A 14,639-nucleotide genomic window follows, 5' to 3' on the forward strand; every position below is an offset into this window, starting at 1 on the left:
AAGTCTACCCAAAACCGTGAGCGCTTTCACGTAAAGTGTTAATGACAATCTTTGCCAACGACATGCTATCCGACAATATAGGTTGCGGTGGCACTGGCCAGATGTGAACCCTGTTCGTTATGCAACTCTGCGCGCGCGACGGCGATTTTATTACCACCGCGCAGCAGCGTGCTGGTAATGGTGAAATGCTCCCCGTAGCCGGGGCGTAGATAATCGACCCGCATGTCAATGGTTCCCATGCGTGCGAGTCGGTGATGAAACTCCTGATCGCTGATCGTCTCATGGCGTAGCAGCGTGTTGCCAACGCACACCAATCCGGCAGCAACGTCCAACCCCGCCGCAATCACGCCGCCATGCAGAATTTTTTGTGCCGCATTGCCGATGAGCTTCTCCTGTCGGGCGAATGTCAGGACGGCTTTTTCAGCGTCAAAATGCTGTAGCTCAAGGCCTAGCTCAATGTTGAAGGGCATCTTGTAAATGAAGATCTCACCAACGAGCTGGCACACGGTATCTCTGGTTAAGGTCGTTCCCTGAAATGATGATGCGTTCGCCATAATCGTTCCCCGCCCGAAGAATAAGATATATGTGTTAAAGGTAGTTAATTTGATGCCATCGGGTTGTGTAAATGTTTATTTTATTCGCCTATTTTGTTTCTTGCCAGAAAAGGTCTGGAAACGTGTGCTTGGTGATTCAAATGTCACCGAACTGTGTAGAATGGCGGGCTGCATTGTGGAAATATCCATTACTCATTGGTTAAAACGAGCGTCGTATAAAAAATGTCGGAGAAAATGAATGCGTAAAATAGTACTCGTACTGGCGTCATTACTGACGGCACAGGCTCATGCTGAAGACACAACCAATGCGCCTGCGCCGAATCAACCGGCGGTACGTGGCAGTATTATCGCCAGTCTGTTACAAGAGCACGACACCCCGTTTATTCTCTATCCTTATGAAAGCAACTACTTACTGTATACCTATACCAGCAACATCAATAAAACGGCGATACAGAGCTATAACTGGGGCGATGAGGCACGTAAAGACGAAGTGCATTACCAACTGAGCCTTGGGTTCCCGATCTGGCGTGGCATTTTGGGGGGAAACTCGTTATTGGGGGCGTCTTATACGCAGCGCTCTTGGTGGCAGTTGTCTAACAAAAGTGAGTCTTCTCCGTTCCGTGAAACCAACTATGAGCCACAGGTCTTCCTGGGCTGGGCTACCAACTACACATTAGCAGGCTGGACGCTGCGGGATGTGGAAATGGGCTTTAATCACCAGTCTAACGGCCGTTCCGAACCGACGTCACGCAGTTGGAACCGCGCTTATATGCGCCTGATGGCACAGAACGGTAACTGGCAACTTGATGTGAAACCGTGGGTACGTCTCTCCGACAGTGAGGACGATAACCCGGATATCACCAAATACATGGGTCATTACCGCTTACGCGTCGGCTATGTGTGGGGTGACAGCGTGTTTAGCGCGGAAGGACGTTATAACTGGAACAGCGGCTACGGCGGTGGTGAACTGGGCTGGAGCTACCCGCTGACGCGTCATGTCCGTTTTTACACCAAGGTGTTTAGCGGCTACGGTGAATCCCTGATTGACTACAATCATCGTCAGACCCGCTTCGGTGTTGGGGTGACGCTGAACGACATGTTCTAACGTTCGTGTGATTTAGCGATTGCAGTTTTACCCGACGGCGCTGAAAATAGCGCCTGTTTGATTTCATTGAATTGGGGAAGGCGTGTCTACGGCGGAAGTATTGAATAAGGAAGCGCTGGCGGTTCAGGTTCTGCGGGACACGTTCGGCTACCAGCAATTCCGACCGGGTCAGCAGGAAATTATCAGCGCGACGCTCAGTGGGCAGGATTGTCTAGTCATTATGCCGACAGGTGGCGGTAAATCGCTGTGCTACCAAATCCCTGCGCTGGTGATGGACGGGCTGACGCTGGTGGTGTCTCCGTTGATTTCACTGATGAAAGATCAGGTCGATCAGCTTCAGGCCTACGGTGTTTCGGCAGCGTGCCTTAATTCGACGCAGACGCGCGAGCAGCAGCTTGAGGTGATGGCGGGTTGCCGTACCGGTCAGATCAAACTGCTTTATATCGCACCCGAACGCCTGACGACGGACAGCTTCCTCGATCACCTTGCCCACTGGCAGATCGCATTGATCGCCGTGGATGAAGCACACTGTATTTCCCAATGGGGACACGATTTTCGCCCCGAATATCGCGCACTGGGGCAGATTAAACAGCGTTTTCCTCACCTTCCTTTCATTGCACTGACCGCCACCGCCGATGAAACCACGCGGAATGATATCGTTCGTCTGTTGGATCTCCAGTCGCCGCTGATTCAGATTAGTAGCTTTGATCGCCCGAATATTCGCTACACGCTGGTGGAGAAATTCAAACCGCTCGATCAGCTCTGGATGTTCGTACAGGGGCAGCGTGGCAAAAGCGGCATCATTTACTGTAATAGCCGCTCCCGCGTGGAAGACATCAGCGCGCGTTTGCAGGCGCGTGGGCTGAGCGCAGGCGCTTATCACGCTGGGTTGGACAATGAACGGCGTGCTCAGGTGCAAGAAGCGTTCCTGCGTGACGATCTCCAGGTAGTGGTCGCGACCGTCGCCTTTGGTATGGGTATCAACAAACCTAACGTGCGGTTCGTGGTGCATTTCGATATCCCGCGCAACATCGAATCTTACTATCAGGAAACAGGGCGAGCCGGGCGTGATGGCCTCGCCGCCGAAGCCGCGCTGTTCTACGATCCGGCGGATATGGCGTGGTTGCGTCGTTGTCTGGAAGAGAAGCCCGCTGGGCCACAGTTGGATATCGAACGTCATAAGCTCAATGCGATGGGGGCGTTTGCCGAGGCACAGACCTGCCGCCGTCTGGTGTTGTTGAACTATTTTGGTGAAGGGCGTCAGCAGGCGTGCGGCAACTGCGATATTTGTCTCGATCCGCCGAAGCGCTACGACGGGTTGGTTGAGGCGCAAAAGGCGCTTTCCTGCGTATATCGAGTCGGGCAGCGTTTTGGTTTGGGGTATATCGTCGAGGTGCTGCGCGGCGCAAATAACCAGCGTATTCGTGACTTCGGCCATGACAAACTGCCGGTCTACGGCATTGGTAAAGATAAATCACAAGAACATTGGGTCAGCGTACTGCGCCAGCTGATTCATCTGGGTTTACTGAACCAGAATATTACGATGCACTCTGCCGTACAGCTTACCGAATCTGCGCGTCCGGTATTACGGGGAGAAGTACCGCTGCAACTGGCCGTGCCGCGTGTGATTAACCTGAAACCCCGTACGAATCAAAAATCGTATGGCGGAAATTACGACCGTAAGCTGTTTGCCAAATTGCGCAAACTGCGTAAATCCATTGCGGATGAAGACAATATTCCGCCTTATGTAGTGTTCAGCGATGCCACACTGCTGGAGATGTCGGAACTGATGCCGATCACCGCAGGTGAACTGCTGAATATCAACGGGGTCGGCCACCGCAAACTTGAACGCTTCGGTGCGCCTTTCATGAACATGATCCGCGATCATGTCGATAATGATGATGAGTGACGCTCTGGCGAGCGTCTTGTCTGAGTGTATTTAAAAACAGGAAAACTAACATGCTGATGCTATTTCTGACGGTGGCGCTGGTGCATTTCATTGCACTGATGAGCCCTGGACCAGATTTCTTTTTCGTTTCACAAACTGCGGCCAGCCGTTCGCGCCGTGAAGCGATGATGGGTGTGTTAGGTATTTCTCTGGGCGTGGTGGTCTGGGCGGCTATCGCGCTGTTGGGGCTACATCTGCTGTTGCAAAAAATGGCCTGGCTGCATACCGCCATTACCGTCGGCGGCGGGGTATACCTGTGCTGGATGGGCTGGCAGATGCTGCGTTCCGCACGGCGTAAAGCACAGTTGGAAACCACGCAGGAGACGGCGATTGTGCTGCCTCAGCGTGGTAAAACGTTCATGCGTGGGCTGCTGACGAATCTGGCGAACCCAAAAGCGCTGATCTATTTCGGCAGCGTGTTCTCGCTGTTTGTCGGCGACAGCGTCGGCAGCGGTGCGCGTTGGGGTTTGTTCGCGCTGATCTCGATTGAGACGCTGCTCTGGTTCAGCCTGGTCGCGATGGTTTTTGCTCTGCCGACAATGCGTCGCGGCTATCAGCGTTTGGCGAAATGGGTGGATGGCGTGGCGGGCGTGCTGTTTACCGGTTTCGGCCTGCACCTGATTTTCTCTCGCTAACTTTTCCCTTTGAATGATCGGTGTGCGCCGCTAGCCGATACGGCGCACTGCCTTAATCAGGCCTTTCTCGCGGTGGCAAGTAACGCGCCGACCAGCACGAACAGCGATCCAAATATCCGGTTGAGCGTCTTCATCTGCCGTGGGCCTTTCAGCCATCCGGCGATACGCGTGGCCAGCGTGGCGTAGCCAATCATCACGATGATATCGACCACCACGGTCGTGATGCCCAACACCAGATACTGCGCGGCCTGCGGTTGGTGGGGAATAATGAACTGTGGAAAGAGCGCCGCCAGAAACACGATGCTTTTCGGGTTGGTCAGATTCACCAGCACTGCGCGCTTAAACAGTTTGCGGCGTGGCATCGCGCTGGCGAGTGCCTGAAGATCCAATGCACCCGCGGCGCGCCACTGCTGAATCCCCAGCCAAATCAGATACGCCGCGCCCAGCCATTTCAGTATATCAAAAGCCAGTACCGACTGGTTCAGCAGTGCGCCTAGCCCGATGCCGACCAGCACGATATGAATCGCCAGCCCGACCTGCAAACCACAGATCGAGGCCGCTGCGCCGCGATAACCGTGGCTGATGCCAGTGCTCATGGTATTGATGGCACCTGAACCGGGCGACAGGCTAAGAATAAGCGTTGTGAGTAAGTAGGTTAACCACCAATCCAATGTCATGAAATGCTGCTCCTGAACCACGTTCTGTATTACGAGAGTCTGTCTGTTTTTTATGTCACAATACGCTCGTGCTCTACTGCTTGTCATGTTCTTCCGCTAGCTTTGTTTTCCCTGCGTCACCGGAGAGGTGTGATGATTCAACGCCCTAATACGTTGTTTACGTCGGAACGGTTAACGCCTGAATCGTTAGTGACAAATCTGCTCACGCGAGAAGCGCAGTTTGCCGCCTTTGCGACCGGAGAATTACTGGATTTCTGGCGTCAGCGCGAAGAGGGCGAGTTCTCTGGCGTAGACGATGTGCCGATCCGATTTGTTCGTTTTACCGCGCCTCAGCACGACAAGATTGTCGTTGTCTTTTCTGGCCGTATCGAAAGCTATGTCAAATACAGCGAAGTGGCTTACGATCTCTTTCATCGCGGCTATGATGTACTCATCATGGATCATCGTGGGCAAGGGCGGTCTGGACGGATGTTGCAAGACGGCCACCGTGGACACGTGCTGCGCTTCAGTGATTATGTCGATGATGCCGAAACACTGTGTCAGCAGCACATTGACGTTAAGCGATATACTCGGCGGTTTGCGTTAGCGCATTCAATGGGCGGCGCGATTCTGGCACAGCTTCTGGCTCGCCAACCTGCGTTATTTGATGCGGTGGCACTGTGCGCACCAATGTTTGGCATCCGTTTGCCGCTTCCTCACTGTGTGGCTGGATGGATCGTTGATTGGGCGGAGCGTCGCCCAGCGATACGTGATTATTACGCGATTGGCACCGGGCAGTGGCGTCCTTTGCCTTATCGGATGAATGTGCTGACGCACAGCCGTGAGCGGTACCAGCGCAGTATTCGCTTTTATGCGGATTCGCCGGATTTGCGCGTAGGCGGGCCGACTTACCATTGGGTACGTGAAGCGCTACAGGCGGGAAAGCAGTTACTGGCACAGGCGAGCGCCATCACTACGCCGCTCCTGCTATTGCAGGCGCAGGAAGATCGCGTGGTCGATAACCCTAGTCAGAAGACGTTTTGTCAGGCACTGGTGCAGAACGGAAACCCTAATTCTGACGGCGTGTTGCAAGTTATCGGCGGTGCGCGGCATGAAATTCTCTTTGAAACGGATAACCTCCGCGCTCAGGCATTTGCGCTGATTTTTTCGCACTTTGCGCGTTATCATTAATTTTTGCGGCGTGTGCCGCCAATACACCAGAAGTGAGATCTCATCGTTATGTACCATGTCGTTGCGTCCGATTTAGATGGCACACTGCTGTCACCCGACCACTCGCTGTCCCCGTATGCGAAAGAAACTCTCAGGCTGCTGACGGAGAAAGGGATTCACTTTGTGTTCGCTACCGGACGGCACCACATGGATGTCGCGCAGATCCGCGATAACCTCGGCATCAGTGCGTTTATGATTACCTCGAATGGCGCGCGTGTGCACAACTCGCAGGGCGAACTGATTTTCAGCCACAATCTGGATCAGGACATTGCTCGTGACCTTTACAGCGTCGTACACAATAACCCCGATATGCTGACGCACGTTTACCGTGATGATGAATGGTTTATGAACCGTCCGCGTGCGGAAGAAGAGCGTTTCTTCAAAGAGTCGATCTTTAAATACAAGCTGTTTGAACCTGCATTACTTGAGACCGATGGCGTCAGCAAGGTGTTCTTTACCTGCGATTCCCACGAGCAACTGTTACCGCTGGAAGAAGCGATCAACGCGCGTTGGGGCGATCGCGTCAACGTGAGTTTTTCGACGCTCACCTGTCTGGAAGTGATGGCGGGCGGCGTATCTAAAGGCCATGCGCTGGAACAGGTGGCGAAGATTATCGGCTTCTCGCTCAAAGAGTGCGTGGCGTTTGGCGATGGTATGAACGACTACGAAATGTTGTCGATGGCGGGTAAAGGCTGCGTGATGCAGAACGCGCATCAGCGCCTGAAAGATTTACTGCCGGATCGCGAAGTGATTGGCACTAACGCGGATAGCGCGGTGCCGAATTACCTGCGGGAATTGTTTCTGAAGTAATTCATCGCCAAGGCCGGTAGCGACGTACTGGGGGAGGCAGTTGGATAGGATGATGCGCGGCGTAGCAGGTACGCCGCGCAGACAATACACGTTAAAGGTTAAGCGCGGTTGGCTAATTCTGCTTTATGCTTTTTCTCATTCAGCATAACAACAACCAGCAGAAGTACCGCCATAATGCTGCCGCCGATCATCACCATGAAACCGCCGTCCCAACCGAAGAAGTCAACGGTGTAGCCAACGATGGCGCTGGCGGCAACGGAGCCACCGAGGTAGCCGAACAGACCAGTGAAGCCCGCTGCCGTACCTGCCGCTTTCTTCGGTGCCAATTCCAGCGCGTGCAGGCCGATAAGCATAACCGGGCCGTAAATCAGGAAGCCGATGATGATCATACACGCCATGTCCACACCCGGATTACCGGCTGGGTTCATCCAGTACACGATAGTTGCTATTGTCACCAGCGTCATGAAGAACACGCCCGTTGCACCGCGGTTACCTTTGAAGACCTTATCAGACATCCAGCCGCACAGCAGCGTACCCGGAATACCCGCATATTCGTACAGGAAGTAAGCCCAGGAAGACTTATCCAGCGCGAAGTGCTTAACTTCCTTCAGGTAAGTCGGTGACCAGTCGAGGATGCCGTAACGCAGCAAGTAAACGAAGACGTTGGCGATAGCGATGTACCACAGCAGTTTGTTCGGGAAAACGTACTGCATGAAAATCTGCTTAGCCGTCAGTTCTTCTTCGTCTTTTTCATTATAGTCAACTGGATAGTCGTTTTTATACTCTTCAACTGGCGGTAAACCACAGGACTGAGGAGTATCACGCATTAAGGCAAACGCAATCAGCGCAACCAGAATCGCGGCGAAAGCTGGCATGTAGAGTGCCGCTTTCCAGTCGTTAAACCAGGCCATACCCAGCAGGAACAGCAGAGGTGGCAGCCCGCCGCCGACGTTGTGAGCACAGTTCCATACCGACACAATGCCGCCACGTTCTTTTTGTGACCACCAGTGAACCATGGTGCGCCCGCACGGTGGCCATCCCATTCCCTGGAACCAGCCGCACAAGAACAGCAGGACGAACATGACGGCAATGCTGGATGTTGCCCACGGTACAAAACCCATGAACAGCATAACGGCAGCGGCCAGAATCAGACCAGCAGGCAAGAATACTCGCGGGTTGGAACGGTCAGATACCGAACCCATGATGAATTTGGAAAAGCCGTAGGCGATGGAGATACCGGACAGTGCAAAGCCAAGATCGCCGCGCGAGAAGCCCTGTTCAATCAGATAAGGCATTGCCAGGGTGAAGTTTTTGCGTACCAGATAGTAAGCGGCGTAGCCAAAAAAGATCCCCATGAAAATCTGCCAGCGTAAGCGGCGATAGAGGGGATCGACACGATCCTGCGACACGCGTGGCTGGTGGGCTGCGGGCCTAAAAATACTCAGCATAGATATCTCCAATGCGAAAAAAAACGATAGCTTTTTTGTTCTATTACGAACGTTATTGTAAGGGGATAGCGTGCAAATGAGTGTGATTCATGACGCTAATGTTACACTTTTATGAAACTGTGACGATTTTTGCGCTCATGTTAACAGAATTGGAAAATTACACTGTGTGGTTTTAGTGATGTAAATCACACTTATTGTTTTTAAACTCCCATTTATTTTCGTTTAGTGTTCGTTTTTGCTCTTTATCAAACATTAACCCTTCTTTTTGTGTCCCAATAGCAACATACATACCCTCCGCCTGAAGTGAGAGCAGAATGAAAAACACGGGGAACTGGCGTGAAACTGACGTGGTTGTCATCGGCGGTGGCGCAACGGGGGCGGGTACGGCACGGGATTGTGCCCTGCGTGGACTGCGCTGCCTGTTACTTGAACGTTATGATATTGCGACCGGAGCGACCGGGCGTAATCACGGCTTATTACACAGCGGTGCCCGCTATGCGGTAACCGATGGCGAGTCTGCCCGTGAATGTATTGAAGAGAACCAGATTCTCCGGCGGATCGCTCGCCATTGCATTGAACCTACTGATGGTCTGTTTATCACCTTGCCGGAAGACGATCTCGGCTGGCAGGCGCAGTTTATCACTGCCTGTCAACAGGCAGGGATTGGCGCTCAGGCGTTGGATCCGCAGGAAGCGCTACGGCTGGAGCCAGCGGCAAACCCTACATTGACTGGTGCGGTTCGCGTGCCGGATGGCTCTGTCGATCCTTTTCGCCTGACGGCGGCCAACATGATCGATGCCTGCGAGCACGGCGCGGAAGTGCTGACCTATCATGAGGTCATCGGGCTGATTCGTCAGGGCGATCGTATTACCGGTGTGCGCGTTTTCGACCATAAAAAAGGTGTAGAAACAGAAATCTATGCACAGGTGGTGGTCAACGCGGGCGGTATTTGGGGGCAACATATTGCGGAATATGCCGATCTGCGTGTGCGCATGTTCCCGGCAAAAGGCGCGCTGTTGATTCTTGGCCACCGCATCAACAACATGGTGATCAACCGCTGTCGCAAACCGGCGGATGCCGACATTTTGGTGCCGGGCGATACCATTTCGCTGATTGGCACCACTTCAACTCACATCGATTACGATCAAATCGACAACATGCTGGTGACGCCTGCTGAGGTGGAAACGCTGATGCGGGAAGGCTCAATGCTGGCACCGAAGTTGGCGAGCACGCGCATTCTACGTGCCTATGCAGGCGTCCGCCCGCTGGTTGCCAACGATAGTGACCCTAGCGGGCGTAGCGTGAGTCGCGGCATTGTGCTGCTTGACCATGCCAGCCGTGACGGGCTGGAGGGATTTATTACCATCACTGGTGGCAAGCTGATGACCTATCGTCTGATGGCAGAATGGGTGACTGACGCGATCTGCAAGAAACTGGGTCATGACGTAGCTTGCTCAACGGCACAGACGCCGTTGCCCGGTTCTGAATCGCTGGAGGATGTGAAAACCGCGCCTCATGCTTTATCTGCGTATCCTGCGGCAAAACCGCTCTCTGCGCCGTTGCGCGGTTCGGCGATTTATCGCCACGGTGAACGTGCCGGGCGAATGCTATCCGGTGAACGTTTGGATCGTAGTCTGGTGTGCGAATGTGAGGCCGTGACGGCAGGGGAAGTGCGCTACGCCGTGGAATCGTTGCAGGTGAACAACCTGATTGATTTGCGTCGGCGTACTCGTGTTGGCATGGGAACTTGTCAGGGTGAGTTGTGCGCCTGCCGCGCGGCGGGGTTGTTGTGCCGTCTGGGGACTGCGACGCCGGAGCAATCGCTCACGCAGCTCAGCCAGTTTTTGAACGAACGCTGGAAAGGGATTCGCCCGATTGCCTGGGGCAATGCGCTGCGCGAAAGTGAGTTTACCAGTTGGATTTATCAGGGATTGTGCGGCCTGACGGCCAGCGACAGTCAGGAGGATCGTCATGCGCTATGACGTTGTGATTATCGGTGGCGGACTGGCGGGATTGACCTGCGGCATTCGTTTAGCGGAGCAGGGAAAACGCTGTGCGATTGTCAGCGCGGGGCAGAATGCGCTGCATTTTTCTTCCGGTGCGCTGGATTTACTTTCCCATCTCCCTGACGGACAGCCCGTGAGCCAGCCGCTTGATGCGTTGAATGAGTTGGCGCGTCAGGCTCCTCATCACCCGTATTCCCGTATAGGCGCGACGGCGCTAGCGACTTTGTTGCCACAGGCTGAGGCGCTGCTGGAACGTAGCAACATCACTCTGCTGGGCGACCATCACCACAATCACTGGCGTATGACGCCGTTAGGTAAGTTTCGTGCATGTTGGCTAAGTCCGGTTGATGGCGTCACGCGTGGTCTGCCGGATTCCTGTTTTGGCGACAATCCACTCATCGCCGGGATTGAAGGCTTTCTGGATTTTCAGTCTCGTATTGTGGCTGGCACGCTTCAGACGCAGGGTGTTGCGGCACGTAGCGATGAGCTCAAGCTGCCGGTGTTGGATCGGTTACGTCAAAACCCCAGCGAATTCCGTGCGGTAAATATCGCCCGTGTGCTGGATCGACCGGAAAATCGCGCGACGCTGGTGGAAGAGTTGTCGCTTCTGGCCAACGGCAACGATGCCATCATCATGCCTGCCTGTCTGGGATTGGACAGCCCCGAGATCGTGCGTGAACTCGCTGATGCATTAGGTAAACCGGTGCTGCTGCTGCCGACCTTACCGCCGTCGGTACTCGGATTGCGCTTGCATCAGGCGCTGTCGCAGCGTTTCCGCCAACTGGGTGGCATGGTGATGCCGGGCGATCGCGCGGTGCGTGCATCGCTGTCGCCGCAGGAGATCGCTGTTCATAGCCACCACCACCGTGATATTCCGCTGCGGGCGAAGCATGCGGTGTTGGCGAGCGGGAGTTTCTTTAGCAATGGGTTGGTAACACAGTTCGATCGGGTGGCTGAACCCGTCTTCGGGCTGGACATTCGGTTTGCTGACCAGCGCGAGGGGTGGAGCCAGCAGGACGTGTTTGCGCCGCAGCCTTATATGCAATTTGGCGTGATTGTCGATGAGCATCTGCATCCGCATATCGGGGGAGAAACGGTCAATAATCTGTATGCGATGGGTGCGGTGCTGGAAGGTTTCGACCCTATTGTGCAGGGATGCGGGGCGGGGGTTTCCTTGCTCAGCGCACTTCATGTTGCCGAACAGATTCTGAAGGAGGGCAATCCATGAGCCTGCTTAGCGATAACAGTTTTGAAGATTGCATCAAATGTACCGTCTGTACCACGTACTGTCCGGTGTCGCGTGTGAATCCGCTTTATCCTGGCCCGAAACAGGCCGGGCCGGACGGTGAACGCCTGCGGCGTAAAGATCCGGCGCTGTACGACGATGCGCTGAAATACTGCACCAACTGCAAACGCTGTGAGGTGGCGTGCCCGTCGGATGTCAAAATTGGCGACATCATTCAGCGTGCGAAAGCGACGCACAGCAGTCACAAGCCAACGCTGCGCGATGCAATTCTGAGCCACACTGACTTCATGGGGTCGATAGCCACGCCGTTTGCACCGCTGGTGAATACGGCTACCAGCCTGAAGCCGGTGCGCCAACTGCTGGATAAGGCGTTGAAAATCGACCATCGTCGCCAACTGCCGAAATACTCGTTCGGCACCTTCCGGCGCTGGTATCGCCAACAGGCGGCAAAGCAGCAGACCTATGATGAACAGATCGCTTACTTCCACGGCTGCTATGTGAACTACAACCATCCACAACTGGGTAAAGATCTGGTTCAGGTCTTTAACGCGATGGGTATTGGCGTTCAGTTGCTGAATAAAGAGAAATGCTGCGGTGTGCCGCTGATCGCCAATGGTTTTCACGACAAGGCGAGGAAGCAGGCGCATGCGAATATCAAATCGCTGGATGAGGCGATCAATCAGAAATCCCTGCCGGTGGTCGCGACGTCATCCAGCTGTACGTTCACGCTGAGGGACGAGTACCCGCATCTGCTGGGCGTGGATAACAACCACGTGCGTGATGGCGTTGAACTGGTGACGCGTCAACTCTATCGCCTGTTGGAAGAAGAAGGGCGAACGCTGCCGCTGCGTAAATTGCCGCTGCGGGTGGCGTATCACACGCCCTGCCATCTGGAACGTATGGGCTGGACGGCGTATACCTTAGCGCTGCTGCAACGTATTCCCGGTCTTGAACTGGTGATGCTGGATTCCCAGTGCTGCGGCATTGCAGGCACCTACGGTTTTAAAAAAGAGAATTACGCGACCTCACAAGGCATTGGCGCTCCGCTGTTCCAGCAGATTGAAGAAAGCGGCGTTGATATTGTGGTGACGGATTGCGAAACCTGTAAATGGCAGATTGAGATGTCGACCAGCAAAAAGTGCGAACATCCGATCACCCTGTTGGCAAGGGCATTAGCGCAGCCAGAGTAGCAAACAGAAGGGGAGCAAAACGGGCTGTTCTTCCGTCCGTATTGAGAATAAGAATTTATCGCAAAAAGAACTTTACAAGTGCGAATGATAATGATTATTATTGCTGTGCGTTCTGGGGAACGGTGTCATGTGCCTGCGTTAATGGCGTTTATGACGATCCAGCTTCCCTGTGAAGGCACGACATTGCTCACATTGCTTCCAGTATTATTTAGCCAGCTCGGGTGCTGGCTTTTTTTTTGCCTGCCTTTCATCGACAAGCCTTCGTGATTATCTGAGCCTCGTTGTTTTTGTGGTCGACGCCATTAGCCTCTCTATTATTTAAACTATAAACAGCACTGGCGATGTCTATGAAGAGCGAGCATTGATGATTTCTTCCTGAATACGTGATCTGCGACTGCATCGCTAAGAAATCAATGAATTAGTGAAAAGCTGGCGATTGATGGGTGCCTCATACCTTTTTGAAACAAAATGCGGGTGTAGTGCTAAAAAATAATGGTCAGGCACCATTCTCTAAAAAGAACCCGTTTTCCAGTTATCTCGGGCGTGACGTACAAACGGGCTGTACTCTGGTGCGTCAGGTTTCAATGTCATATCATCATTAAAATCTTCTTTTTTATTAAAGGGAATGATCGGCCACTCACTCAGGTTGGTGAGCCTGTTTTCAAAGACCTGCACTTTCTTATTAAGGCTCTCCTGCTGTTTTTCTTTCGCTGTCCCATCCAGTCCTCCGCGCACGCCATGAATAAGGTAGGGTTCGAGCACGGTATAGCCTATATAGTGCAAGGCATGTATGGGGGGCCATAGCATTAAACGCATGTCACCATCTCGTCCGTTATACCCGCAAGCATTTGCAGAAGCGCCGGCTGAGACAGTAAGTAAAGCGCGTTTCCCCTTCATGACCCCATTTTCATGTCGATGCTGACTGTCATAAATTCCACCATAGACAAATATCCGATCCATCCACCCTTTCAGGATTGCTGGCATACCAAACCACCAGAAAGGAAAATGAAGCAGTAAAAGGTCGGAACGTTTTAATAGCTCAATATGCCTGGCGACGTCTTCTGGCAACTTCTGCATGTTCCAGTGATGCCGCTGTTCACGAAGCGTGTCAAACTTCTCGAATCCTTGGCGATCAGGGTAAAAGTTCTTCCCCTCGCATGGATCAAAATTTTCACTATATAAATTGATTGACTCAACAATAGAGCCTTGTTTTTCAAATATTCCAGCCGCTATTGAGGCCAAGTGAGTGTTAAATGAGTGAGATTCGGGATGGGCAGTGATAATCAGAACATTCATGATAATTCTCCGTGAATATGGTTCACTGCCATAATGTTTTCTTTAAATTCAGGATGCAATTACGCACCTTTAGGTAACCATATATGGCATATCCAGGAAATGTTTACTCAGATAAGTGCTCTGCACGTGATGCTCTGGCCCTGATTTCGGGAAAATGGGTGATGCTTATTCTCCCCGCATTAGCAGCGCATCCGATGCGCAACGGAGAACTGATGAGGAAAATTGAAGGTATTTCACAAAAGGTTCTAACTCAGACTCTACGGCAGCTTGAGCGGCATGGCTTAGTTAACAGGAACGTTTACGGTATAAAACCTGCCTGTGTGGAATATAGCCTTACCAAAGTTGCCGGTTCACTTGTCGACACACTTGCTGCGCTCGACCACTGGGCCGAAATTAACTTCCCTGAACTTGACACTGCTAGGATCAAATACGATCAAGAAAACAGTAGGATTTAATTACGAAGGTGTAAAACCAATACGAGCTCATATTGAGACTGCCAGAAACATGGAGCTAAT

13 protein-coding genes are annotated in these 14,639 nt (G+C 53.0%); 9 read left to right on the forward strand and 4 right to left on the reverse strand.

The features are described from left to right. Nucleotides 1–65: 65 nt before the first annotated feature. Entirely contained in the window at nt 66–554 is a 489-nt protein-coding gene (locus tag AACH44_RS01025; protein ID WP_261846804.1) for a thioesterase family protein, read from the reverse strand. Nucleotides 555–792: 238 nt separating this feature from the next. On the opposite strand from AACH44_RS01025, the gene pldA reads away from it, so the two are divergent. The 3 genes from pldA to rhtC all read left to right on the forward strand — a co-directional run bounded on the left by pldA (nt 793) and on the right by rhtC (nt 4,242). Further along, nucleotides 793–1,659, forward strand: coding sequence for a phospholipase A (pldA, locus tag AACH44_RS01030; RefSeq protein ID WP_261846803.1), 867 nt, complete (start codon nt 793–795; stop codon nt 1,657–1,659). 82 nt (nt 1,660–1,741) lie between these two features. Next, nucleotides 1,742–3,568 carry an ATP-dependent DNA helicase RecQ gene (recQ, locus tag AACH44_RS01035; protein WP_261846802.1) on the forward strand — a complete coding sequence of 609 codons (1,827 nt, stop codon included), beginning with the start codon at nt 1,742–1,744 and terminating at the stop codon, nt 3,566–3,568. A 50-nt stretch (nt 3,569–3,618) separates the two neighbouring features. After that, nucleotides 3,619–4,242 carry a threonine export protein RhtC gene (gene rhtC / locus AACH44_RS01040; protein WP_261846801.1) on the forward strand — a complete coding sequence of 208 codons (624 nt, stop codon included), beginning with the start codon at nt 3,619–3,621 and terminating at the stop codon, nt 4,240–4,242. Nucleotides 4,243–4,298: 56 nt separating this feature from the next. On the opposite strand, the gene rhtB is transcribed toward rhtC, so the two are convergent. Further along, complete coding sequence (rhtB, locus tag AACH44_RS01045) at nt 4,299–4,919, reverse strand: homoserine/homoserine lactone efflux protein (protein ID WP_261846800.1); 621 nt, start codon at nt 4,917–4,919, stop codon at nt 4,299–4,301. A 132-nt stretch (nt 4,920–5,051) separates the two neighbouring features. On the opposite strand from rhtB, the gene pldB reads away from it, so the two are divergent. Both pldB and yigL read left to right on the forward strand, forming a co-directional pair. Beyond that, nucleotides 5,052–6,089: a lysophospholipase L2 gene (gene pldB / locus AACH44_RS01050; protein WP_261846799.1), complete on the forward strand. Its 1,038-nt coding sequence runs from the start codon at nt 5,052–5,054 to the stop codon at nt 6,087–6,089. Between the two features lie 48 nt (nt 6,090–6,137). Next, nucleotides 6,138–6,938, forward strand: a complete 801-nt coding sequence (gene yigL / locus AACH44_RS01055) for a sugar/pyridoxal phosphate phosphatase YigL (RefSeq protein WP_261846798.1) — start codon at nt 6,138–6,140, stop codon at nt 6,936–6,938. 98 nt (nt 6,939–7,036) lie between these two features. Here yigL and glpT read toward each other — a convergent pair whose 3' ends face one another. After that, the gene (gene glpT, locus AACH44_RS01060; RefSeq protein WP_261846797.1) at nt 7,037–8,386 is read right to left on the reverse strand and encodes a glycerol-3-phosphate transporter; all 1,350 of its coding nucleotides are present in this window, start codon (nt 8,384–8,386) and stop codon (nt 7,037–7,039) included. 314 nt (nt 8,387–8,700) lie between these two features. Between glpT and glpA the strand changes: the two genes are divergently transcribed. From glpA to glpC, 3 genes are read left to right on the forward strand one after another with little or no spacing between them, the layout of a single operon-like run. Next, complete coding sequence (glpA, locus tag AACH44_RS01065) at nt 8,701–10,368, forward strand: anaerobic glycerol-3-phosphate dehydrogenase subunit A (RefSeq protein WP_261846796.1); 1,668 nt, start codon at nt 8,701–8,703, stop codon at nt 10,366–10,368. Further along, the gene (gene glpB, locus AACH44_RS01070) at nt 10,358–11,620 is read left to right on the forward strand and encodes a glycerol-3-phosphate dehydrogenase subunit GlpB (RefSeq protein WP_261846795.1); all 1,263 of its coding nucleotides are present in this window, start codon (nt 10,358–10,360) and stop codon (nt 11,618–11,620) included. The genes glpA and glpB overlap by 11 nt, the downstream gene beginning before the upstream one ends. Continuing rightward, a complete protein-coding gene (gene glpC / locus AACH44_RS01075; protein WP_261846794.1) occupies nt 11,617–12,828 on the forward strand; it encodes an anaerobic glycerol-3-phosphate dehydrogenase subunit GlpC in 1,212 nt (403 codons plus the stop codon). Before glpB ends, glpC begins: the two co-directional genes overlap by 4 nt. Before the next feature lie 510 nt (nt 12,829–13,338). Here the strand turns inward: glpC and AACH44_RS01080 are convergent. Then, complete coding sequence (locus AACH44_RS01080) at nt 13,339–14,124, reverse strand: NAD(P)H-dependent oxidoreductase (protein ID WP_261846793.1); 786 nt, start codon at nt 14,122–14,124, stop codon at nt 13,339–13,341. A gap of 83 nt (nt 14,125–14,207) precedes the next feature. Between AACH44_RS01080 and AACH44_RS01085 the strand changes: the two genes are divergently transcribed. Beyond that, a complete protein-coding gene (locus tag AACH44_RS01085; RefSeq protein ID WP_261846792.1) occupies nt 14,208–14,579 on the forward strand; it encodes a winged helix-turn-helix transcriptional regulator in 372 nt (123 codons plus the stop codon). Nucleotides 14,580–14,639 lie beyond the last annotated feature (60 nt).

This window comes from Pectobacterium araliae (assembly GCF_037076465.1).
Lineage (GTDB): Bacteria > Pseudomonadota > Gammaproteobacteria > Enterobacterales > Enterobacteriaceae > Pectobacterium > Pectobacterium araliae.

Coding starts and splice junctions, on each gene's coding strand:
- yigL (WP_261846798.1), top strand. CDS start 6,138: ATGTACCATGTCGTTGCGTCCGATTTAGATGGCACACTGCTGTCACCC.
- glpB (WP_261846795.1), top strand. CDS start 10,358: ATGCGCTATGACGTTGTGATTATCGGTGGCGGACTGGCGGGATTGACC.
- rhtB (WP_261846800.1), bottom strand. CDS start 4,919: ATGACATTGGATTGGTGGTTAACCTACTTACTCACAACGCTTATTCTT.
- pldA (WP_261846803.1), top strand. CDS start 793: ATGCGTAAAATAGTACTCGTACTGGCGTCATTACTGACGGCACAGGCT.
- glpA (WP_261846796.1), top strand. CDS start 8,701: ATGAAAAACACGGGGAACTGGCGTGAAACTGACGTGGTTGTCATCGGC.
- glpT (WP_261846797.1), bottom strand. CDS start 8,386: ATGCTGAGTATTTTTAGGCCCGCAGCCCACCAGCCACGCGTGTCGCAG.
- AACH44_RS01025 (WP_261846804.1), bottom strand. CDS start 554: ATGGCGAACGCATCATCATTTCAGGGAACGACCTTAACCAGAGATACC.
- pldB (WP_261846799.1), top strand. CDS start 5,052: ATGATTCAACGCCCTAATACGTTGTTTACGTCGGAACGGTTAACGCCT.
- rhtC (WP_261846801.1), top strand. CDS start 3,619: ATGCTGATGCTATTTCTGACGGTGGCGCTGGTGCATTTCATTGCACTG.
- glpC (WP_261846794.1), top strand. CDS start 11,617: ATGAGCCTGCTTAGCGATAACAGTTTTGAAGATTGCATCAAATGTACC.
- AACH44_RS01085 (WP_261846792.1), top strand. CDS start 14,208: ATGGCATATCCAGGAAATGTTTACTCAGATAAGTGCTCTGCACGTGAT.
- AACH44_RS01080 (WP_261846793.1), bottom strand. CDS start 14,124: ATGAATGTTCTGATTATCACTGCCCATCCCGAATCTCACTCATTTAAC.